Origin of the sequence: Gordonia sp. C13 (assembly GCF_023218005.1) — a bacterium.
Lineage (GTDB): Bacteria > Actinomycetota > Actinomycetes > Mycobacteriales > Mycobacteriaceae > Gordonia > Gordonia namibiensis.
On sequence record NZ_JALPSY010000028.1, the window covers coordinates 55,813 to 77,532 of the forward strand.

At 68.2% G+C, this 21,720-nt stretch carries 22 protein-coding genes; 14 read left to right on the plus strand and 8 right to left on the minus strand.

The window, feature by feature from the left end; genetic code table 11:
* Window position 1: 1 nt before the first annotated feature.
* The 6 genes from M1L58_RS19135 to M1L58_RS19160 form a co-directional block, all read right to left on the minus strand.
* On the minus strand, window positions 2–718 hold the full coding sequence (locus M1L58_RS19135) for an SDR family NAD(P)-dependent oxidoreductase (protein WP_248660093.1): 717 nt from the start codon (window positions 716–718) through the stop codon (window positions 2–4).
* Window positions 715–1,473: an amino acid ABC transporter ATP-binding protein gene (locus M1L58_RS19140; RefSeq protein WP_248660104.1), complete on the minus strand. Its 759-nt coding sequence runs from the start codon at window positions 1,471–1,473 to the stop codon at window positions 715–717. Before M1L58_RS19140 ends, M1L58_RS19135 begins: the two co-directional genes overlap by 4 nt.
* A gap of 53 nt (window positions 1,474–1,526) precedes the next feature.
* Window positions 1,527–2,408 (minus strand): amino acid ABC transporter permease, encoded by an 882-nt coding sequence (locus M1L58_RS19145; RefSeq protein WP_204717697.1) that lies wholly within the window; start codon window positions 2,406–2,408, stop codon window positions 1,527–1,529.
* A 20-nt stretch (window positions 2,409–2,428) separates the two neighbouring features.
* Window positions 2,429–3,355, minus strand: coding sequence for a transporter substrate-binding domain-containing protein (locus tag M1L58_RS19150; protein WP_248660094.1), 927 nt, complete (start codon window positions 3,353–3,355; stop codon window positions 2,429–2,431).
* Window positions 3,356–3,501: 146 nt separating this feature from the next.
* Window positions 3,502–4,437, minus strand: a complete 936-nt coding sequence (locus tag M1L58_RS19155; RefSeq protein WP_248660095.1) for an alpha/beta hydrolase — start codon at window positions 4,435–4,437, stop codon at window positions 3,502–3,504.
* The gene (locus tag M1L58_RS19160; protein WP_308221827.1) at window positions 4,434–5,441 is read right to left on the minus strand and encodes a PaaX family transcriptional regulator; all 1,008 of its coding nucleotides are present in this window, start codon (window positions 5,439–5,441) and stop codon (window positions 4,434–4,436) included. Before M1L58_RS19160 ends, M1L58_RS19155 begins: the two co-directional genes overlap by 4 nt.
* A gap of 93 nt (window positions 5,442–5,534) precedes the next feature.
* Between M1L58_RS19160 and alr the strand changes: the two genes are divergently transcribed.
* From alr to groL, 8 genes are all read left to right on the plus strand, one after another.
* Window positions 5,535–6,692 (plus strand): alanine racemase, encoded by a 1,158-nt coding sequence (gene alr / locus M1L58_RS19165; protein WP_248660097.1) that lies wholly within the window; start codon window positions 5,535–5,537, stop codon window positions 6,690–6,692.
* On the plus strand, window positions 6,689–7,831 hold the full coding sequence (locus tag M1L58_RS19170; protein WP_006865999.1) for an alpha/beta fold hydrolase: 1,143 nt from the start codon (window positions 6,689–6,691) through the stop codon (window positions 7,829–7,831). Before alr ends, M1L58_RS19170 begins: the two co-directional genes overlap by 4 nt.
* A 41-nt stretch (window positions 7,832–7,872) precedes the next feature.
* Window positions 7,873–8,391, plus strand: coding sequence for a tRNA (adenosine(37)-N6)-threonylcarbamoyltransferase complex ATPase subunit type 1 TsaE (tsaE, locus tag M1L58_RS19175; protein ID WP_248660098.1), 519 nt, complete (start codon window positions 7,873–7,875; stop codon window positions 8,389–8,391).
* Window positions 8,388–9,125 (plus strand): tRNA (adenosine(37)-N6)-threonylcarbamoyltransferase complex dimerization subunit type 1 TsaB, encoded by a 738-nt coding sequence (gene tsaB, locus M1L58_RS19180; protein WP_154882778.1) that lies wholly within the window; start codon window positions 8,388–8,390, stop codon window positions 9,123–9,125. The genes tsaE and tsaB overlap by 4 nt, the downstream gene beginning before the upstream one ends.
* On the plus strand, window positions 9,122–9,631 hold the full coding sequence (gene rimI, locus M1L58_RS19185; RefSeq protein ID WP_248660099.1) for a ribosomal protein S18-alanine N-acetyltransferase: 510 nt from the start codon (window positions 9,122–9,124) through the stop codon (window positions 9,629–9,631). The genes tsaB and rimI overlap by 4 nt, the downstream gene beginning before the upstream one ends.
* The gene (gene tsaD, locus M1L58_RS19190; protein WP_248660100.1) at window positions 9,628–10,674 is read left to right on the plus strand and encodes a tRNA (adenosine(37)-N6)-threonylcarbamoyltransferase complex transferase subunit TsaD; all 1,047 of its coding nucleotides are present in this window, start codon (window positions 9,628–9,630) and stop codon (window positions 10,672–10,674) included. The genes rimI and tsaD overlap by 4 nt, the downstream gene beginning before the upstream one ends.
* Before the next feature lie 212 nt (window positions 10,675–10,886).
* A complete protein-coding gene (groES, locus tag M1L58_RS19195; RefSeq protein WP_004019185.1) occupies window positions 10,887–11,186 on the plus strand; it encodes a co-chaperone GroES in 300 nt (99 codons plus the stop codon).
* Between the two features lie 121 nt (window positions 11,187–11,307).
* Window positions 11,308–12,924, plus strand: coding sequence for a chaperonin GroEL (gene groL / locus M1L58_RS19200; RefSeq protein ID WP_006865994.1), 1,617 nt, complete (start codon window positions 11,308–11,310; stop codon window positions 12,922–12,924).
* 138 nt (window positions 12,925–13,062) lie between these two features.
* Here the strand turns inward: groL and M1L58_RS19205 are convergent, their stop codons facing one another.
* The gene (locus M1L58_RS19205; RefSeq protein ID WP_006865993.1) at window positions 13,063–13,359 is read right to left on the minus strand and encodes a WhiB family transcriptional regulator; all 297 of its coding nucleotides are present in this window, start codon (window positions 13,357–13,359) and stop codon (window positions 13,063–13,065) included.
* A 417-nt stretch (window positions 13,360–13,776) separates the two neighbouring features.
* Between M1L58_RS19205 and M1L58_RS19210 the strand changes: the two genes are divergently transcribed.
* The 3 genes from M1L58_RS19210 (at window position 13,777) to M1L58_RS19220 (ending at window position 16,390) form a co-directional block, all read left to right on the plus strand.
* Window positions 13,777–14,637, plus strand: a complete 861-nt coding sequence (locus M1L58_RS19210; RefSeq protein ID WP_248660101.1) for a hypothetical protein — start codon at window positions 13,777–13,779, stop codon at window positions 14,635–14,637.
* Between the two features lie 120 nt (window positions 14,638–14,757).
* Window positions 14,758–15,345 carry a sigma-70 family RNA polymerase sigma factor gene (locus tag M1L58_RS19215; RefSeq protein ID WP_040535584.1) on the plus strand — a complete coding sequence of 196 codons (588 nt, stop codon included), beginning with the start codon at window positions 14,758–14,760 and terminating at the stop codon, window positions 15,343–15,345.
* Window positions 15,329–16,390: an anti-sigma-D factor RsdA gene (locus tag M1L58_RS19220; protein ID WP_248660102.1), complete on the plus strand. Its 1,062-nt coding sequence runs from the start codon at window positions 15,329–15,331 to the stop codon at window positions 16,388–16,390. The genes M1L58_RS19215 and M1L58_RS19220 overlap by 17 nt, the downstream gene beginning before the upstream one ends.
* Window positions 16,391–16,482: 92 nt before the next feature.
* Here the strand turns inward: M1L58_RS19220 and M1L58_RS19225 are convergent, their stop codons facing one another.
* Window positions 16,483–16,872 carry a DUF5319 domain-containing protein gene (locus tag M1L58_RS19225; RefSeq protein ID WP_005195870.1) on the minus strand — a complete coding sequence of 130 codons (390 nt, stop codon included), beginning with the start codon at window positions 16,870–16,872 and terminating at the stop codon, window positions 16,483–16,485.
* A 169-nt stretch (window positions 16,873–17,041) separates the two neighbouring features.
* Here M1L58_RS19225 and guaB point away from each other — a divergent pair, with 169 nt between their 5' ends.
* From guaB to M1L58_RS19240, 3 genes are all read left to right on the plus strand, one after another.
* Window positions 17,042–18,553, plus strand: coding sequence for an IMP dehydrogenase (gene guaB, locus M1L58_RS19230; protein WP_006865988.1), 1,512 nt, complete (start codon window positions 17,042–17,044; stop codon window positions 18,551–18,553).
* A gap of 84 nt (window positions 18,554–18,637) precedes the next feature.
* Window positions 18,638–19,792, plus strand: coding sequence for a GuaB3 family IMP dehydrogenase-related protein (locus M1L58_RS19235; RefSeq protein WP_006865987.1), 1,155 nt, complete (start codon window positions 18,638–18,640; stop codon window positions 19,790–19,792).
* Between the two features lie 143 nt (window positions 19,793–19,935).
* A complete protein-coding gene (locus M1L58_RS19240) occupies window positions 19,936–21,690 on the plus strand; it encodes a GMC family oxidoreductase N-terminal domain-containing protein (protein WP_248660103.1) in 1,755 nt (584 codons plus the stop codon).
* Window positions 21,691–21,720: the final 30 nt, after the last annotated feature.

Sequence of the window (21,720 nt, forward strand, 5' to 3'; positions counted from 1 at the left end):
GTCAGGCGATCGGCTCGCCGCCGGTGACCCATATCGTCTGAGCGGTGACGGCGGCATTGGTCACCAGGGACAGGACCGTGGTCGCGACGTCGTGGGGTGTGGGAAAGTCGGACAACGACATTCGAGTGACCAGGTCGTCGGCCGCGGCAACCCATCCAGGGTCGGTGTCGATCGGGTCGGCGGGGTCGACGACCCGCCCCGGGGCGACGATGTTCGCGGTGATACCCGCTCGCCCCTCCTCGGCCGCGAGGAAGCGGGTGAGGGTTGCCGCGGCCGCCTTCGCCGCTCCGTAGGCGCCGTGCCCGGGTATCGGCCGGGCCATCAGTGCCCCGGCCAGATAGACGATTCGTCCCCGGCCGGCGGATCGCATCCCAGGTATGACCCGCGCACACAGCGCGATGTGTCCGGTCACCGCACCGAACTGGGTGGCGAGTTCGTCGGCAGCGAGCTCGGCGATCCGGGTCTCCCCATGCGCGGGCGGGTGGGCCGCGTTGATGAGCACCTCCACCGGCCCGAGACCGGCCTCGAGGTCGGTGATCGCGACGTCGACGGCTGCTGCGTCGGTGATGTCGCAGGCCGCCGCCCACTCGGCACCACTCGGGAGGTCGCCAGAGCGACTGAGAGCACCCACATGCATGCCGTTGTCGGACAGGACCTTGACGACCGCCCGACCGAGTGGTCCGGTTGCCCCGGCGACGAGCGCGACAGGTGTGGTCATCGGAGCACCGCGGACAGGAAGGTGCGGGTGCGGTCATGGGTGGGGGAGTCGAAAACCTGTGCCGGCGGGCCGACCTCCACGATGTTGCCGGCGTCCATGAAGACCACTCGGTCGCTGACCTCGCGGGCGAAGCCCATCTCGTGGGTCACCACCACCATGGTGATCCCACCGCCACGGGCCAGGTGCTTGATCACCGACAGCACCTCGCCGACGAGCTCGGGGTCGAGTGCGCTGGTGGGCTCGTCGAACAGCATCACCTTGGGCCGCATGGCGAGTGCGCGGGCGATCGCGACGCGCTGCTGCTGGCCACCGGACAGTTGCGACGGGTAGGAGTCCTCCTTGTCGGCCAGTCCGACTCGGGCCAGCAGTCGGGTTGCGTATTCCCGCGCGGCGTCCGGCGATTCACGTTTCACCCTGATCGGTGCGAAGGCGACGTTCTCCAGGGCGGTCATGTGCGGGAAGAGGTTGAAGTGCTGGAACACCATCCCGATCTCCAGGCGACGACGGCAGGCCTCGGATTCGCGGAGCTCGTAGAGCTTTCCCCGCTTGAGTCGGTAACCCACCAGGTCGCCGCCGACGGTGATCGAGCCGGCTGAGATGTCCTCGAGGTGGTTCATCGTCCGTAGTAGCGTGCTCTTCCCGGAGCCCGACGGTCCGATGATGCAGACCGTCTCACCGGTGCCGATGTCGAGGTCGATTCCCCGGAGGACCTCGATGGCGCCATACGACTTGCGTAATCCGGAGATATGGATCATCGGGTCGTCGGTCCTGAGACCGATCGCGCTGGAGTGGGTATCGGATGCCGTGGTCATCTGGTGGTTGCCCTTCGCTCGAGAAAGTGCTGGCCGATCGAGAGAAGGACGATCACCAGCAGGTACCAGATGGTTGCGACGATCAGCATCTCGATGGTGCGAAAGTTGACACCGGAGATGCCGAGGACTGCGGTCATGAGGTCACCGCCGGCGATCACCGACACGATCGCGGAGGCCTTGAGGCCCCCGATCAGTTCGTTTCCCAGCGGCGGGATGATGATCCGCAGGGCTTGGGGGAGGACGATGTATCGCAACGTCAGTGTGCCGTCCACGCCGAGGGCTTTTGCCGCCTCATGCTGACCCACTCCGACGGACAGCAGTCCTGCGCGGACGATCTCGGCCATGTAGCCCGAGCCGGTCAGCGCCAGCGCGATCACCGAGGCCACGAACGGAGTGATCACCTGCTGTACCTGAAAGGAGACCAACGGTTCGGAACCGAAGGGGTTGGCGATGCTGATCGTCTCGATGAACAATCCCAGGTTGCCGACGAAGATCAGCAGCACCACCAACGGGATGCCTCGGAAGAAGAAGATCCAGATCGAGGCGAATCCGGAGAGGATCTTGCTGTCGGAGATCCGCATGACGCCGATCACCACGGCCAGGATCACGGCGATGCCGACACCGAGGACTGTCATCTCGAGGGTCATCAACAGTCCTCGGAGAACACCTCCGTCCAGCAGGAAGTCGCCGACCACCGACCACTCGATGTTCGGGTTGACCGCGAAGCCGTAGGCGCAGTACGCCACGATCGCGATCAGGACGGCCGCGCTGATCATGCGGCCCCAGTGCCTGACCGGGACCACCTGCAGGCTGTTGACGTCGACATGGCCCGCGGTCCGGGTCACGTCTGGGGGATTCAGTGCAACTGAGTTCGACATCGGCTACTCGATTTCCGGGATCACTTGGTGCCGGCGGGGGTGCCGGTCAGGGGATTGACCGTGATCTCGTCAGTGGTCACCGCAGATTCGGTGGCGCCGTTGTCGGCGAGAATCTCTGCGTAGGTGCCGTTTTCGCTGAGGCGACGGAGCGACTCGGCGAGTGCGGTGGCCAGCGATCCATTCTTCTTGGATACCGCTATCGCCGTGTAGATCGGTTCGATCTCCTCGTCGGGGACCACGACGGAGGTCAGATCGGGATCGGCGGCGACAGCGCTCATCTGGCTGGGAGTGGTGTCCAGCCACGCGGAGATGGCACCGGAACGCACGGCGTTGACAGCCGCGGCGCCACCTTGGAATTCGGAGATCTTGATGGGGTCGGAACCGCATCGTTCGTCGCTGACCGCCCGAACGCTGGTCACCTGCACCCCGCCGACTGGAGCGCCGACGGTCTTGCCGCACATGTCGGCCAGTGAGGTGATGCCGGCGGCGGTGTCGCTCGACATCAGCAGCGACTCGGTCGTTTTGATGAATGGCACCAGGTCGAACTCGCCGGCCTCGCGCTCGCGGGTGTCGGAGATCTGGCCGAACAGCGCGTCGACGGCGCCCGATTGCAGGCCGGGGAGCTGCGCGGGCCACTGCATGTTGCGCCACCTCGGTGTCACTCCGAGATCGGTGCCGATCGCCGCAGCCAGGTCGGGAGCGATTCCGACGGGTTGAGAGGTGTTCGACGGATCGACACCGATGATCGGCGGCGTCGACCATTCGGCGCCGAGCTCGAGGGCGCCGCTGGCTGCGATCTGTTCGGGCAGCCCGCTGGCCGGGGTGCCCGTTCCGGTTGGTTCCGACGTGGTTCCGGTCGAGCAGGCGCCGAGGGAGACGGCAAGCGTGACGGCGACGCAGGCTCCGGTGACAGAGGTCGTGAGCTTCGCAAACGGTCGGGAGGGCATGAGGCTGTTCCGTTTCTGTGGGTGTGATTTCCCAGACGGGAGAGTCGATTTCAGAGAAGTCTGCCGTTCGGTAATGACCGGGGGATTGGCTTGCCGTTACAAGTACATTTCATGTTTGTACTTGCCGTCACGAACGTGACATGCCGTCAGTCGGTGGTGGCCGGGACCCGGATCAGGTGGCAGCCTACGGCGGTCAGCGGATCGTGCAGGGGTGCGGCGTCGGGGACCTCGGCATCGGTGCAGATGATCGTGGTGTACTCGTGGCCGTAACGGTCGAGGAAGTATTTGATCTCGTTGGCGTCCACTGATTCTCGGGTCGGAGGCAACGGAATCAATGCGAGCCTGCGGGCCGGTGTGACCCCGGCGTCGGTCAGTGTTGCGGCGACCTGCTCGACCAGACTTGCGGACACCGCCGGCGTGACGGCGATCCCGAGACGCCGCCCGTGTGGTCGATGTCGCCGGACGAGTGCGTCCGCGAGGTCCGGTGGATCCGCAGCGTTGGTGATGGGTGTTCGCATCGGTGCGGGGGCGTCATCCGGCGGGTCGGGCCACTGGCCGGTGAGAACCCAGTGATGGGCCGGTGCCCACGCGCCCAGTCGGGATGCCTCGTTGAGGTGTCCTCCGGTGGGAAGGGTGATCACGCGAACCCCGGAATCCTCCGGGAGGTCGAGTGGATGTTGGTTGCGCCACGGGTCATCCTGTGCGACGACGATGACGGGTGGTTCGACCGACAGTGATCGCAGGAGCGCCGGGTCGAGGTCCCGTGTGAGGTCGGGCCGTCTGCCGGGGCCGGGCGGGGCGACCAGGAGGACGCGGAGCGAGGCCGGGATGGGACCGCCATCGGCGGCGAGTCGCGTCCACCAGGCTGCCGAGAGGCCATGCGCGACCACGATGGCGTCGGGGCTGAGGTGTCGGCGAAAGGTCCGGCACCACTCGTCCGCGTCCGGAGCGTCGAGGTCGGGTAGCAGGGGATAGGACACGTCGAACCCGTCATCGCAGAGGAGCTGGGCGAGCACGATCTGCCAATGGCCTGGCGAACGCCGGAACTGTGCACCGTCGAACATCACGATCGGCCCGATCATCGGGGCAGTCCCTCGCGGTAGGCGGACAGCGCCGAACGCCGGCCGGTGACCTCCTCGATGAACCGGCCCGCGGGCCGTTCGAGTGTGTCGCCGAGTTCCGAGAACCTGGGGATGCTGACCGTGCCCGGCCAGTCGGCCGACATCAACGACGACGGCAGCGCCGGATCGACGTAGGTGATGGGTCGCCAGAGGTCGAGTGCCCTGGTCCAGCCGCGGAAGGCGGTCCGGGGGTCTGGTGATGTCGCGTAGGCCGCCATGGCTTCGGCGTGCGCACGCAGGAAGTGATCGTGGAGTACCCGGGCGAGTTCGAAGTCCCACCACCTGCTCACGGCCACTTTCGGTTCGGTCTCGCCGTGGATCTCACTGACGATGAAGGTGGTCACCTGCCCGGTCAGGCCGAGCTCGGCGACCATCTCGTGTACCTCGTCGTCCATATATGCCGGACAGATCCACAGTCCGTTGGCGACACTCCCGCATCCCATCCAGGTGAGGCGGCGGCGTAGCTGATGACGCAGACCCCGGTCCTGCTCGGGAACCGAGAAGGAGATCAGGCACCAGGGGTCGGAGTCGGTCATCAGGCGCGGGCGGACATAACGCAGGATGTCGCGGGCGAACACCCGGCCGGCGCGTTCGGATGCCACGTACCCGGGAGTGGGATCGATCTGTGCGACCAGGTGGCCCTTGGCCTTGAGTCGTGCGAGTGCGGTGCGCGCAGGCTTGTCCGCAACGCCGACCGCATCCATGAGAGTGACGATGTTCGACGTCGACAGCCAGGCGGGGCCACGGCCGACGGTGACTCCCAATATGGTCCTGAGCAGCGATGTCGCGCTCCCGGGCCGGGAATCGAACTCATCGACTATTTTTTCCATCGTGTCTCCCCTTCGAGCTGAAGACGAGAACATATCACCCGTGTGACGGTCGTCTTGTTTACGAAATGTAACGGCTGCGTTTCGCGATCTGTTGACGTCGAGGCCGACGCGTCGTGACGGGTCGACCAGGGCCATGCGGGTTGCGATCAGGTCCGTAGAACGACGCGCACCTCATGCCGCGGGCCGCCGTGACGAGCCGGACCCGGCGATCTGGGACAATGAACGACGATGACTTCCCCTGCTCTGACCGCGACCGTCGACCTCGGCGCCATCGCGCACAACCTCGACGTCTTGCGTACCGCCTCGAATGCTGCCGTGATGGCGGTCGTGAAGGCCGACGCGTACGGCCACGGCGCCGTACCGGTCGCCAAGGCCGTGCTGGCCGCGGGGGCCGCCGAGCTGGGCGTCGCGCACATCGCCGAGGCCCGCGCACTGCGCGCCGCCGGTGTCGACGCCCCGATCACCGCATGGCTGCACGCCCCGGGTGCGGACTTCGAGGGCGCGGTCGCCGACCACATCGACATCGCCCTGTCCTCGGCCAGGCAGCTCGACGCGGTGGTCGCCGCCGCCCGGGCCGCCGGAGTCACCGCGCGCGTCACGGCCAAGGTCGACACCGGCCTCAACCGCAGCGGGGTCGCCACCGACGAATGGGACGACTTCGCCGAGAAGATCGCGAAGGCGCACGCCGAGGGCGCGGTCACCGTCCGTGCGGTGATGTGCCACCTCGCCCGCGGCGACGAACCCGACCATCCGCTCAACAGCGAACAGGCCGCCCGACTCGACGCCGCGGCCGCCGACCTGGCCCGCCTCGGCGCCGCACCCGAGATCATGCACATGGCGAACTCGCCTGCGGCACTGACCCGTCCGGACCTGGCGCGCGACATGGTTCGGCCCGGGATCGCACTCTACGGCCGTACGCCGGTCCCCGAACTCGGCGACTTCGGACTCATCCCGGCCATGACGCTGACGGCACGGGTCGCCCTGGTCAAGAAGGTCGCCGCCGGCACCGGCGTCTCCTACAGCCACACCTGGATCGCACCGCACGACACCGTCGTCGCGGTAGTCCCCGCCGGCTACGCCGACGGAGTGCCGCGACTGCTGTCGGGTCGTATCCGGGTGCGCATCGGCGACCGCCTGTTCGACGGTATCGGCCGAATCTGCATGGACCAGTTCGTCATCGACCTCGGACCCGACGGGGCCGGGGTGCGGGAAGGCGAGGAGGTCGAACTCTTCGGCACCGGTGCCCGCGGCGGCATCACGGCCAAGGATTGGGCCGACGCCATCGGCACAATCGACTACGAGATCGTCTCCCAGGTCGGCAACCGTGTGGTTCGGCGCTACCTGCACGCGGGCGCGGCCCGCGATGAGGCGGTGGTCGACGAGTGAGCGGGGTGAGTGTGGTGGACGATTCCGAACGCGTCGGGCTGCTGGCCGGGGTGGCCGGTGTCGCCGCACTGGGCGGCATGGCGGCGATCGGTGCGGCGCGCAACCTCGCGCGCAAGAGCGTGGTCGGCAAGACCGATCCGCACGCCGACATCGATCTCACCACGATGTACGACGAGAACGCGCGAACCGTGACCACCGACGACGGCCTCGATCTCGCGGTCCGGACCATCGACCTCGGTGACGTCCCGAACGGCACTCCGCCCGAGCTCACCATCGTCTTCGTGCACGGGTTCAGCCTGCGGCTCGCGAGCTGGCACTTCCAGTGCGAGCAGCTTGGCGAGGAGTGGGCAGACCGCAACTACCGCTTCGTCTTCTACGACCACCGCGGCCATGGCGAGAGCGATCCCGCGCCGGTGGAGACCTGTACCATCGCGCAGCTCGCCGACGACGCCGCGGCGGTCATCCGCTCGACGGTGACCAGCGGGCCCGTTGTGGTCGTGGGTCATTCGATGGGCGGCATGACGGTGATGGGTCTGGCGCGCCGGCACCCGGCGCTGTTCTCGTCCACCGGGCCGGTTGCCGGGGTCGGTCTCGTCGCGACCGCCTCTCGGGGGCTGACCGAAGCGGGACTCGGTGAGGGCCTTGGCAATCCGGTGGTCGACGCCTTCCGGCTGAGTGTTCGCCGAGCACCGCGCCTGGTCCAGGCGGGCCGCGGTTTGACCCGTCAGGCCCTCGAACCGGTGCTCGTCGCGGCCAGCTTCGGTCCGGCGTTCTTCAGCCCGGCGCTCGGTAGCGCCGTGGAGAAGATGATCCAGTCCACGCCGATCGAGACCATCGTGAACTTCCTGCACGCCTTGGAGATCCACGACGAGTCGACGGCTCTGCCGGTGCTGGCGCAGGTGCCCACGACCGTGGTCTGCGGCGACAAGGACCGGCTGACACCCCTGCCGAACTCGGTGCGCATGTTCGCCCAGCTCGGACCGGACTCCCGTCTCGTGGTGGTCAAGGGAGCCGGACACATGGTCCAGATGGAGGAACCACGATTGGTCAGCGACGCGATCGTCGATCTGGTGGACCGCGCCCGGGTCGCCCTGCCGGCCCCTCGTCGACGCTGGTGGAAGAGGCGGGCGAAGGCATGAGCCCCGAGGGATCTCACCCAGACGAAACGCAGACCGACGCCATGCACACAGACCGTACGCACCCGACGCCGGTCACCGACCGCACCGGGACCCGCGAGTTGCCGGAGGTCGCCGACACCGAGGCTTTCGGCGCCGAACTCGCGACCGTGCTCTCCCCGGGTGACCTGGTGATCCTCGACGGCCCGCTCGGCGCGGGCAAGACCGCTCTGGCGCGCGGGATCGGCGCAGGTCTGGGGATCGAGGGCCGCGTCACGTCGCCGACCTTCATCATCGCGCGTGAGCACCGGCCGGGCCGTCCCGGCGGCCCGGCGATGGTCCACGTCGACGCCTACCGGCTCGGGCTGGCCGGTGACGACGGGGAAGGCGGCCTGGCGCGCGGCGGTCTCGACGAACTCGACGCCCTGGATCTCGACACCGAGCTGACCGACGCGGTCGTCGTGGTCGAATGGGGTGAGGGTGTTGCCGAGCGGCTGGCCCAGCGCTATCTCGTGGTGCGCTTGCGCCGCGACGTGGACACCGATGTGCGACATGTGGAATGGGAGTGGGTGACCGAGGAATGAGTTCCGGCGGAGGAGATCTCGACGCGGCGCGGACGGTGCTCGCGATCGACACCGCGACCGACTCGGTGGTCACCGGGATCGTCCAACTGACCGGGGAGACGGTCGCCGACGTGCGGGTGCTCGCCGAGCGCGTCGTCACCGACCATCGCCGACATGCGGAACTGCTCACCACCCTGATCGCGGAATGCCTTGCCGAGTCCGGGATCTCCCGCGATGCGCTGGCCGCGGTGGTCGTCGGATGCGGTCCCGGGCCGTTCACCGGCCTGCGCGTGGGTATGGCCACCGGCGCGGCCTTCGCCGACGCGCTCGGCCTCCCTGCGCACGGCGTGTGTTCGCTGGATGCGCTCGCCCTCGACACGACCCCGCCCGCCGGCCGTCCCGACGTCCTCGTCGTCACCGACGCCCGGCGCCGAGAGGTGTACTGGGCGCTGTACCGCGACGGTGCGCGGGTGCGCGGCCCCGAGGTCACCGCCCCGGCGGCGGTCGCCGACGAGTTGTCCCCGGTCTTCACCGCCGGCGAGGTCGGCGCGGCGTCGGGTTCGGCGTCACATCTGGAACTGGTCGGCTGGACGGGAGCGCCGCCCCAGGCCACCGTGCCATCGGCGCGCGGACTCGTCGCGGCGGCCGCCCCCGCGATCATCGCCGGCGAGATTCCCGAACCCCTTGTGCCGCTGTACCTCCGACGCCCCGACGCTGTCGAGCAGAAGGCCCGGAAACTGGGAGCCGCGCGGTGACGGCACCGGAACTGATCATCGACGCACTGATCTACGGCGACATCCCGCGGTGCGCGGCGCTGGAGAAGCAGATGTTCGCCGAGGACTCGCCGTGGCCGGCCTCGGCGTTCCGGGCCGAACTGAACGCGCCCTACAACACCTACTTCGCGGCGCGGGAACGCGCGGGTGGGGAGGTCATCGGTTACGCCGGGATCTCCACGCTCGGTCAGCCCGACGCCTACGAGTGCGAGATCCACACGATCGCCGTCGATCCCGCCCATCGCGGTCGGGGGATCGGAAAGGCCCTTCTCGACGCGATGCTGACGGTGGCCGACGCCGTCGACGCACCGGTCTTCCTCGAGGTCCGCACCGACAACGACGTCGCGATCACCCTGTACTCCCGGCACGGCTTCAGCACCGCCGGGATCCGCCGGAACTACTATCAGCCGTCCGGCGCGGATGCCTACACGATGTTGCGGGTCCCGAGTTCGGGGCGGCCGCTCGATCCCGAGGAGGGCCCGGCGTGATCGTCATGGGCATCGAGAGTTCCTGCGACGAGACCGGAGTCGGGATCGTGCGCTGGACGCCGGCCGACGGTGACACCCCCGGCTACGCGACCTTGCTCGCCGACGAGGTCGCCTCGAGCGTCGACGAGCACGCGCGCTTCGGCGGTGTCGTCCCCGAGATCGCCTCGCGCGCACACCTCGAGGCCATCGTGCCGACGATGCGCCGCGCCCGTGAGGCCGCCGGCATCGACCTGCCTGATGCCATCGCCGTCACCATCGGACCCGGGCTCGCCGGTGCGCTGCTCGTCGGCGTCGCCGCGGCCAAGGCCTATGCACTCGCCTGGGACGTGCCGCTGTACGCGATGAACCATCTCGGTGGCCACGTCGCGGTGGACACCCTCGAGCACGGTCCGATGCCCGAGTGCGTCGCGCTGCTCGTGTCAGGCGGACACACCCATCTGCTGCACGTGACCGATCTCGCCGAGCCGATCGTCGAACTCGGCACCACCGTCGACGATGCGGCGGGGGAGGCCTTCGACAAGGTCGCCCGGCTCCTCCACCTCGGCTTCCCCGGTGGGCCGGCCCTCGACCGTGCCGCGCGCGACGGTGACCCGAAGGCCATCGCGTTCCCGCGCGGGATGACCGGGCCGCGCGACGCCCGCAACGACTTCTCCTTCAGCGGTCTCAAGACGGCGGTCGCGCGGTACGTGGAGAAGTGTGAGCGCGACGGGGCGGCGGTCCCGGTGGCCGATGTCGCGGCGTCGTTCCAGGAGGCCGTCGCCGACGTGCTCACCATGAAGGCGGTCCGTGCGTGCGGCGATCTGGGGGTCGACACCCTCGTCCTCGGCGGCGGGGCCACCGCCAACTCGCGGATCCGGTCGCTCGCGGAGGAACGCTGCGCGGCCGCCGGTATCACGCTGCGTGTGCCCAAGCCGCGACTCTGCACCGACAACGGGGTCATGATCGCCACCCTGGGTGCCCACGTGATCGCCGGAGGGGCGGCGCCGTCGCCGCTCACGGTGGCCTCCGACCCGGCGATGTCGGTGCGGGTCAGTCAGCTCTGAGCCGTCTCCGGTGGTCCCGACGCCCCTGAGCTGTGATCGCGGCGAGCGAAACTCCGGCATTTTGCACCCTCCACCCTTGAGTGCTGGCACTCGCACGTATAGAGTGCTAGTCGGCGCTGAGTGAAGCCTCGGACACCCGCGACGACGAGGTTTTGTCCCAGGGCCATGAACGTGCAGATTCTTTCTCAGTACGAAAGTTGAGGACTCACATCGTGGCGAGCGTGAACATCAAGCCGCTTGAGGACAAGATCCTGGTGCAGGCCGTCGAGGCCGAGACGACCACCGCCTCGGGCCTGGTCATCCCGGACTCCGCCAAGGAGAAGCCGCAGGAAGGCACCGTCATCGCCGTCGGCGAGGGTCGGGTCACCGAGCAGGGCAACCGCGTCCCCGTGGACGTCAAGGAAGGTGACACCGTCATCTACAGCAAGTACGGCGGCACCGAGATCAAGTACGCCGGTGAGGAGTACCTGATCCTGTCGGCGCGCGACGTCCTCGCCGTCATCGGCAAGTAGGACTCGGGCCACACAGACCCCGCGAGTCGTCTCGTGACTCGACGCACCGCCCCGGCTCCCCGTGCAGGGGTACCGGGGCGGTGTGCGTTGTGCCGGACGACTCCCGCGAAGAAAGAGATTCATGGCCAAGCAGATTGAATTCAACGAAGTAGCGCGCAAGGCGCTCGAGCGAGGCATCGATCAGCTCGCCGACACCGTGAAGGTCACCCTCGGCCCGCGCGGCCGGCACGTGGTGCTCGCCAAGGCCTTCGGCGGACCGAGCGTCACCAACGACGGCGTCACCATCGCCCGGGACATCGACCTCGAGGATCCCTTCGAGAACCTCGGTGCCCAGCTGGTGAAGTCGGTCGCGACCAAGACCAACGACGTCGCAGGCGACGGCACCACCACCGCAACCGTTCTCGCGCAGGCGATGGTCAAGGCCGGTCTGCGCAACGTCGCCGCCGGTGCCAACCCGATCGCACTCGGTCAGGGCATCAGCAAGGCCGCCGACGCACTGAGCGAGGCCCTGCTGGCCGCCGCGACCCCGGTCGACGGCGAGCAGTCCATCGCCCAGATCGCCACCGTCTCCTCGCGGGACGAGGAGATCGGCGAGATGGTCGGCAAGGCGATGAGCGTGGTCGGCGCCGACGGCGTCGTCACCGTCGAAGAGGGCTCGGGCCTGCAGACCGAACTCGACATCACCGAGGGCGTGCAGTTCGACAAGGGCTTCCTCTCGCCGTACTTCGTCACCGACGTCGACAGCCAGGAAGCGGTCCTCGAGGACGCGCTCGTGCTGCTGTACCGCGACAAGATCAGCTCGCTGCCGGAGTTCCTGCCGCTGCTGGAGAAGGTCGTCGAGGCGGGCAAGTCGCTGCTGATCGTCGCCGAGGACGTCGAGGGCGAGCCGCTGTCGACCCTCGTGGTCAACTCCATCCGCAAGACCATCCGCGCAGTCGCGGTGAAGTCGCCGTTCTTCGGTGACCGTCGCAAGGCGTTCATGGAGGACCTCGCGGTCGTCACCGGCGGCACCGTGGTCACCTCGGACGTGGGCCTCACCCTGTCGACCGTGGGCCTGGAGGTCCTCGGTTCGGCGCGTCGTGTCGTCGTCACCAAGGACGCCACCACGATCGTCGAGGGTGCGGGCACCAAGGAGGCCATCGCCGGTCGCGCCGCGCAGCTGCGTCGCGAGATCGAGGCGTCGGATTCCGACTGGGACAAGGAGAAGCTCGCCGAGCGTCTGGCCAAGCTGGCCGGCGGCGTCGCCGTCATCCGCGTCGGTGCGGCCACCGAGACCTCGCTCAAGGAGCGCAAGCACCGCGTCGAGGACGCCGTCGCCGCAGCCAAGGCCGCGGTCGAGGAAGGCATCATCCCCGGCGGCGGTTCGGCCATCGTCCAGGCGTCGAAGGTGCTCGATGAGCTCGCCGACTCGCTGACCGACGACGAGGCGCTGGGCGTCCGCGTGGTCCGGGACGCCGCCAAGGCCCCGCTGTACTGGATCGCCTCCAACGCGGGTCTCGACGGTGCCGTGGTGGTGTCCAAGGTCGCCGACCTCGGCAAGAACGAGGGCTTCAACGCCGCGAGCCTCACCTTCGGTGACCTCGTCGGCGAGGGCATCATCGACCCGGTGAAGGTGACCCGTTCCGCGGTTGTCAACGCCGCCTCGGTCGCCCGCATGGTGCTCACCACCGAGACCGCGATCACCGATCAGCCCGCGGAGGAGCCGGCCGGCCACGCCGGACACGGTCACGCCCACTGATCCGAGCGCGTCGCTCCGGTAGTACACAACACAGGAGCCGGGCATCCACTGCGGATGCCCGGCTCCTGTGTTGTTCGCGGTGGTGCCGCGGTGGCCCTGACGCCGGCGGGTCCCTTTCCGCCGGCGGCTACGGACTGTTCAGCTCGCCAGGCGGCGGCCGACACCGCGCTTCATCAGCATGCTGCGCTCGGACTCCGAGAGCCCGCCCCAGATCCCGTAGGGCTCGGCCACGGCGAGAGCATGCTCGCGGCACTGGGCGATGACGGGACACTGGTGGCACATCTCCTTGGCGCGACGCTCGCGCTGGGCGCGCGCACGGCCGCGTTCACCGTCAGGATGGAAGAACATCGCAGAGTCGACGCCGCGGCAGAGGCCGGACATCTGCCAGTCCCAGATGTCTGCGTTGGGGCCGGGGAGATGGTTGGGCTGAGGCATGGCAGCTGCTCCTTGTCTAGGGCCGCACCGTGGTGCGCGGTGGAGAAACGTCGATTTCCTGCAACGCTGTGGCTCACATTAAGCGGGCCTGAGAAATGGCGTCAATACCGTCGAAATCGGCCATCCGCAGGGTGAAAGTCTCGGAAATGTTAACGGCGCGTTAGATGGACGGAAGGTGCTAGCACAGTGCTCCGCGGGGGTTTGCATGCCGTCTGGATGGACGAAAGGAATGGTCGATGACCTGCAGCTATTCGATAGTTTGTCATTCGCCGGGTGGGCGCGTGTGCGTTGATCGGCAAACGACGACCATGTCAACGGTTAACACCAAGGAAATCTTCTTCTCATCCGCCGGTGATCTGGTCTCAGGATTAACGTTGGGAATCGTTCGTTAAATTCATGCAAACCAAAAGAGATGTAGTGATCAAGACCACTTCACAGGGCCTCGACAGGGCCTCTGAACTGCGTTGGAAGGCTGCCGTCGAGGCGGGGGGCCGCGGTGAGTACGCCTCGGCGCTCACCGATCTGGCGCGATTGGGTGTGGACGTGAGGTCCGCGCACGGGTCGATGCCGCGCGACCCGGATGCGGCGGCACTGCTGTCACTGTGCCGCAGCACGACGGCCTCTCTACTCAGGCAGGGCGGACGCCACGACCTCGCGCAGGGGGTCGACGGCCACGCGTTCGCAGCCGTCGCGATGGTCGATCCGGCCCCGGGCACCGTGGCAGCCGCCGACCCGGTGCGGGCGGCACGGGCCGACGCCCTCATCGGACTGGCAGCGGACAACCTCGGTCTCCTCCGTTTCGGAGCATCGGGGAGATTGCTGGACCGGGCCCGGAAGCTGTTGTCCCCAGAGGGCTGGGCCTCGGCGGAGCGTGTGGACTGGCTCACACTCGGGCGGTGCCGGCTGCGCTGGGAGTGGGTCAGTGCCGAACTCGGCCTCTATTCCGGAAACACTGCGGCGGGGCTGTCCCACGCGGAGGCCGGCACTGCGCTCGTCCGGCATCTGTCCGCCACCTCGGGCGTGCCCGCGCGGCACCGCGTCAAGACCTCTCTCATCCATGCGGCGGCACTCGCCGGTGTGGGGGAGATCGGGGTGTCGGCCACCCGGGCCCGCGATGTCGTCGTCGACGCAGGTGAACGTGGTCTGCTGCCCCTGGAGTGGGCGGGACTGAGCCTGCTGACCGGTATCGGCGCGGCGTCGGCCTCGGAGGAGGAGAGGTATCGGGAGCTTCGCGCCACGCTGGTCGGTAAGGGCATGGCACTGAGGCCCGAGGGTTGATGGCTAAGGTGTTTGAGGGTCTGCCTCGGCGTTGACGTGACGTTCAGGGGTGTCGGGGCCCGTAACAGGACCGGCTCACAAACGGTCAACCGATCTGTAACACGGGGATTCCTACGCGCGATGAAACTGACAGGTGGTGAGTTGGACGACGCCGTCCGGGCCGCAGGCCAGGGCGATCGTTCAGCTCTCACGTCAGTCCTCGAAAGCGTGCAGGAACCGATCCTGCGCTATTGCCGAGGGCGAATCGGAACCGGAGAACGCCATCTGTTCTCCGCAGATGACATCGCGCAGGAGGCTTTGATGGCGGTGATGACCGCGCTGCCCCGTTATCGGGACCAGGGCAAGCCGTTCATGGCCTTCGTCTATGGCATCACCTCGCACAAGGTCGCCGACGCCATGCGGGTCGCCGCCCGGGTCAAGTCCGATCCGGTGGAGGACGTGCCCGAGGTCGGTCACGTCACCGGCGGACCGGAGCAGTTCGCCCTCGACGCCGACGGCAGCAGGCGGATGCGCGCCCTACTCGACATACTTCCGGAGAAACAGCGCGAGGTGCTGGTGCTCCGGCTGGTCGTCGGCATGTCAGCCGAGGAGACGGCCCAGATGATCGGAAGCACCGCAGGTGCGGTTCGCGTCGCCCAGCACCGGGCGTTGGCGAAGTTGAAGGACGAGTTGAAACGGACAGGAGGTCACGATGAGCGGAGGATCTGACTGGCGCCATCGTCGCTCCGTCCACGGGCGTGAGCAGCTCAGCCGTCCCGGTCAGCCGCCGGCCCACGGTCGGGGACCGGGTCCGAGCGGCCCGTCCGCCGGTGGTCCCGCGTCCGCCGACGGCGACCTCGAGCGCGAAATGGGCGTGGCCGGCGGGGAGTCGCTGGACCTTTCCGAGGTCGGCTTCGACGAGAACTTCCTCGAGGCGCTCGCCCACGACGTCCCCGTCCCCACGCGCGACGACACCGAATACGAACTCGCAGAACTTCTCTCGGGCTGGCGCAACGACGTCGTGTCGACCCCGGTGCCGGAGCTGGTCTCCGTCGACGACGTCGAGCGGGCCATCGAGAGCACCGAACGCGCGAGTCGTGGCCGTCGAATGGTGCGCCACCTCCGCGTCGTGTCCGGCGCGGCCGCGATCGTCATCGTCGCGGCAGCCGGCCTGACCGTCATGTCCGAGGGCTCGCAGCCGGGCGACCCGCTGTGGGGCGTCAAGCAGGTCGTGTTCGCCGAGGCCGCTTCCGAGACCAAGGCCGCCTACGATGTGCGCGGCAACCTCGAGCGCGCCGAGGCCGCCATCGCCGCCGGCGACACCGCCGCGGCCGCAAGCTTCATCGCCAAGGCCCAGAACAGCATGGGGCCGATGCGTGACAAGGACACCCGCCAGGAGATGTCGGACTGGATGAACCGACTCCGTGCCGGTGCCGGTCTGCCGTCCACCAGGGAGGCGACGTCGTCGGCCGACCGGTCGGAGCCCGCGGTGACCGAGTCGGGTGAGCCGACCACCAAGCCGGACGTGCGTAAGCGATCCGAGCGGCCGTCGCCCTCGGACATCTCCGTGACCACCGCGCCCACGACCGAGGTGCCCGCCCCGGTCGAGGAGCCCGGTCAGAGCGAGCCGACCGTGCCGTCGAGCCCGCCCAGCGAGCCGACCGAGGAGGTGCCGTCGACGAGCTCGTCGATGACGCGGACCCCGGCCGACTTCCCGGCCTTCCCGTGGACACCGCCGCCCGGCGTCGATGCGTCGGAGGGGCACCCTCGATAGCCCGCCTCAACTCCACAGTCGACTGCGCCCGTACCGAGATCGGTACGGGCGCAGTCGTATGAGAGGGAGTGGTGGTTCGAGATCGTCCCGGGTCAGCGGCCTTCGTCGTAGTGGTTGCGAGCGTCGGCGTAGCCGCGGCAGTAGTCCCAGGTGACGTAGGCGTCGGGACGCGGGTCGACGGCCGGCTCGTGCGGCCGGACGGTGCCGTCGATGAGGAGCTGGATCAGGTTCGCGCGGAGCATGTCCCAGTCGTGGTAGTGGTCCTCGTGGCAGTCGTCGCAGACGACGACGAGGCCCCGGACGCCGCGATGGGCGAGCAGTGCCTCGTAAACGGCGAGGTCGGCCAGGTCCTCTTCGACCGCCAGCCGCTCGTTCTCGTCCAACGGGATACCGGGCTCGACGCTGTCCAATGCGGAAGCGGGGTCGCTCGGGTCGTCGGCGAACGGATCCGGCGGGAGGCCGGGTGGGAGGTGGTCACGCACACCACCACCGTAGCGGATTCCCGGGCTGTCACGCCGCAGGCGTTCGAAGGTATTCAGGCGATATACGGCGGGCGTGGCGGAGGTGGCTACACGGGCCCCGGATACGGTCATCGGTACCGGAGTGCACGTGTGACGATCGCCGCATCGGGCGAGTCGATACGATGGACCGATGACGCATGTTCGCACCGGTGGAGACGATCCCGGCAAGGTCGCAATGCTCGGCCTGACCTTCGACGACGTCCTGTTGCTGCCCTCGGCCTCGGATGTGATCCCGAGTGAGGTCGACACCTCCTCGCGGGTGACCAAGAACGTCACCCTTCGCGTGCCGCTGGTGAGCTCGGCGATGGACACCGTCACCGAGTCTCGCATGGCCATCGCGATGGCGCGCGCCGGCGGTATGGGCGTGCTGCACCGCAACCTCTCCATCGAGGCGCAGGCGGCCCAGGTGGAGACCGTCAAGCGGTCCGAGGCCGGCATGGTGACCGATCCGGTCACCTGCTCGCCGACCCACACCCTCGCCGAGGTCGACGCGATGTGCGCGCGGTACCGCATCTCCGGCCTGCCCGTCGTCGACGACAAGGGCGAGCTGATCGGCATCATCACCAACCGCGACATGCGCTTCGAGGTCGACCAGAACCGACCGGTCGCCGAGGTCATGACCAAGGCGCCGCTCATCACCGCGCAGGAGGGTGTCTCCGCCGAGGCCGCCCTCGGGCTGCTGCGTCGCAACAAGATCGAGAAGTTGCCGATCGTCGACGGAAACGGCCGCCTCACCGGTCTGATCACCGTCAAGGACTTCGTCAAGACCGAACAGCACCCGAACGCCACCAAGGACTCCGACGGTCGCCTGCTCGTCGGCGCGGCCGTGGGAACCGGCGGACCCCAGTGGGACCGCGCGATGGCGCTGACCGATGCCGGCGTCGACGTGATCATCGTCGACACCGCCCACGCCCACAACCGTCTCGTGCTCGACATGGTCGCGAAGCTCAAGGCCGAGGTCGGCGACCGCGTCGACGTGGTCGGCGGCAATGTCGCCACCCGTGAGGCCGCACAGGCCCTCATCGACGCCGGTGCCGATGCGGTGAAGGTCGGCGTCGGACCGGGCTCCATCTGCACCACCCGCGTCGTGGCAGGTGTCGGCGCACCGCAGATCACCGCGATCCTCGAGGCCGTCGCCGTCTGTCAGAAGGCCGACGTCCCGGTCATCGCCGACGGCGGTCTGCAGTACTCGGGCGACATCGCCAAGGCCCTCGCGGCCGGTGCTTCGACCGCGATGCTCGGTTCGCTGCTCGCCGGCACCGCCGAGGCGCCCGGCGAGCTCGTGCTCGTCAACGGCAAGCAGTTCAAGAGCTACCGCGGCATGGGTTCGCTCGGTGCGATGCAGGGACGCGGCCAGGCCAAGTCGTACTCCAAGGACCGCTACTTCCAGGACGACGTCCTCAAGGAGGAGAAGCTGGTCCCCGAGGGCATCGAGGGTCGGGTGCCGTTCCGCGGGCCGCTGTCCCAGGTGATCCACCAGCTGGTCGGTGGCCTGCGCGCCGCGATGGGTTACACGGGGTCGTCGTCGATCACCGATCTGCAGACGGCGCGGTTCGTCCAGATCACTGCGGCCGGACTCAAGGAGTCACATCCGCACGACATCACCTTGACGACCGAGGCACCCAACTACTATTCCCGCTGACATCCGCCCTGGTGTCCCCGGTCCGTTCGGGCCGGGGACACCGTAGGGTCGATGTGCAGCTGAACTCCCCAGAAAGGCGCACTGGTGCGTGACCTCGTCGAAATCGGCATGGGCCGGACGGCCCGACGGACCTACGAACTGGACGACATCAGCATCGTCCCGTCCCGTCGGACCCGTTCCTCCAAGGACGTCTCCACCGCGTGGCAGATCGATGCCTACCGGTTCGAGTCGCCGATCCTGAGCCACCCGACCGACGCGCTGGTGTCGCCGTCGGTGGCCATCGAGCTCGGCAAGCTCGGTGCGCTCGGCGTCATCAACGGCGAGGGGCTGTGGGCCCGGCATCGCGACGTCGACGCCAAACTCGAGGAGCTGGCTGCCATCGCCGCCGGTGATCCCGATCCCTATGCCGCGGTGCGTCATCTGCAGAAGCTGCACGCCGCACCCCTCGACAGCGGTCTGCTCGCCGAAGCCGTGGCGCAGGTGCGCGACGCCGGTGTCACCACCGCGGTCCGCGTCAGCCCGCAGCATGCACCCGAGCTGACCCCGGCACTGCTCAAGGCCGGTGTCGAGCTGCTCGTCGTGCACGGCACGATCATCTCCGCCGAACACGTCGCCCAGGTCGACGGCGAGGGTGCTCGCGAGCCGCTGAACCTCAAGACCTTCATCGCCGAACTCGACATCCCGGTGATCGCCGGCGGCGTGCACGACCACCGCACCGCGCTGCACCTGATGCGTACCGGTGCGGCCGGCGTGATCGTCGGGTACGGCTCGGCCGCGGGTGCGACCACCACCGGTGAGGTGCTGGGCATCGGCGTGCCGATGGCCACCGCCATCGCCGACGCGGCCGCTGCCCGCCGCGACTACCTCGACGAGACCGGCGGACGCTACGTCCACGTGATCGCCGACGGCGACATCCACAACTCGGGCGACCTGGTCAAGGCCATCGCCTGCGGTGCCGACGCCGCCGTGCTCGGCACGCCGCTCGCCGCCTCGGCATCGGCTCCCGGCGGTGGTTGGTACTGGCCGTCGGCCGCTGCCCACCCCGACACCCCGCGCGGTGCGCTCCTGCAGGTCGCCGGCAACGCCGACCGTCCGAGCCTCGAGCGTGTCCTCAACGGTCCCTCCGACGACCCGTTCGGCGAGCTCAACCTCGTCGGCGCCCTGCGTCGCGCGATGGCCAAGGCCGGGTACTGCGACCTCAAGGAGTTCCAGCGGGTGGGGCTGTCCGTCCACGCTTGACGCTCCCTGAGTAGCGTCCGGAGCTTGCGGAGGATCGGCACACTCGCTCCCTGAGTAGCGTCCGGAGCTTGCGGAGGACGCGTATCGAAGGGTTAGGGTGACCTGGGTCATCCCATGTGACAACGACCATTAGCATGGTCTGCATGGGTGTGAAGAAGCGATCCGACAGCTCTCCGGATTTCGACGTCCTCATCGTCGGCTCCGGTTTCGGCGGCAGCGTGAGCGCGCTGCGCCTGGTGGAGAAGGGTTACCGCGTCGGCGTCATCGAGGCGGGTCGCCGCTTCTCCGACGACGAGTTCGCGAAGACCAGCTGGCGTCTCAACCGCTGGCTGTGGGCGCCGAAGCTGGGTCTGTACGGAATCCAGCGCATCCACGCGCTGAAGGACGTGATGATCCTGGCCGGTGCGGGTGTGGGCGGCGGTTCACTGAACTACGCGAACACGCTGTACAAGCCGCCGATGCCGTTCTTCACCGACCCCCAGTGGAACCACATCACCGACTGGGAGGACGAGCTCACGCCGTATTACGACCAGGCGCGACGGATGCTCGGCGTGGTCAAGAACCCGACCATCACCTCTTCGGACCGGATCGTCGCCGAGGTGGCGGAGGAGATGGGCGTCGGCCACACCGTGACCCCCACGCCCGTCGGCGTGTTCTTCGGCGCGAAGACCGGCTTCGACGGAGCGCCCGGCGAGACGGTGCCCGACCCGTATTTCGGCGGCGCAGGACCCGATCGCACCGCCTGCACCGAGTGCGGCGCCTGCATGACCGGCTGCCGTGTCGGCGCCAAGAACACGCTGATGAAGAACTACTTGGGACTCGCAGAACGCAACGGCGCCACCATCATCGACCGCACGACGGTCGACTCGCTGGTCCAGCGGGCCGACGGTTCGTGGGAGGTCGGGACGCACCACTCGTCGTCCTGGGGACCGCTGGGACAACGCAAGCGCACCTTCACCGCCGGCCAGGTGATCCTCGCCGCGGGGACATTCAACACCCAACGCCTGATGCATCACGCGAAACTGACCACGCTGCCGCAGATCTCGGATGCGATGGGACGGTTGACGCGCACGAATTCGGAGTCGATCCTGGGTGCGATGGGGTCGCGGATCGATCCGGAGAACGACTACTCGCGCGGCGTCGCGATCACCTCGTCGTTCTACCCGGAGCCGAACACCCACATCGAGCCGGTGCGATACGGCAAGGGCTCCAACGCGATCGCGTATCTGCAGACGTTGCTCACCGACGGCGGCACGCGTCGCAACCGGTTCGGTCAGTTCCTCAAGCAGGTCGCGAAGAACCCGTTCCTCCTGGTTCGGCTGCTCGTCGTGAAGCAGTGGAGCGAGCGCACGGTGATCGCTCTCGTCATGCAGAACAACAACAACTCGCTGACGACCTTCGTGCGCAAGCGGGGTCCGCTGCGCTATGTCACCAGCAAGCAGGGGCACGGCGAGCCGAACCCGACGTGGATCCCCAAGGGCAACGAGGCAACCCGCCGGATCGCCGCCAAGATGAACAGCGGGATCGCCGGCGGCACGTGGGGCGACATCTTGAACATGCCGCTCACCGCCCACTACCTCGGCGGCTGTGCCATCTCCGATGACCCGACGACCGGCGTCATCGACCCCTACCAGCGCGTGTGGAACTACCCGACGCTGCACGTCACCGACGGTGCGTCGATCTCGGCCAACCTCGGTGTGAACCCGTCGCTGACCATCTGCGCCCAGGCCGAGCGTGCGATCGCACTGTGGCCGAACAAGGGTGAGGACGACCGCCGGCCGCCACAGGGGGAGAGCTACCGGCGCATCGATCCCACGGTGCCGACGTCGCCTGTCGTCCCGGCAGACGCTCCCGGCGCGCTGCGCTTGCCGATCACGCCGGTCACCCGGCCCGCCTGACGGGATTTCGTAGAAGATATGCGGCTATAG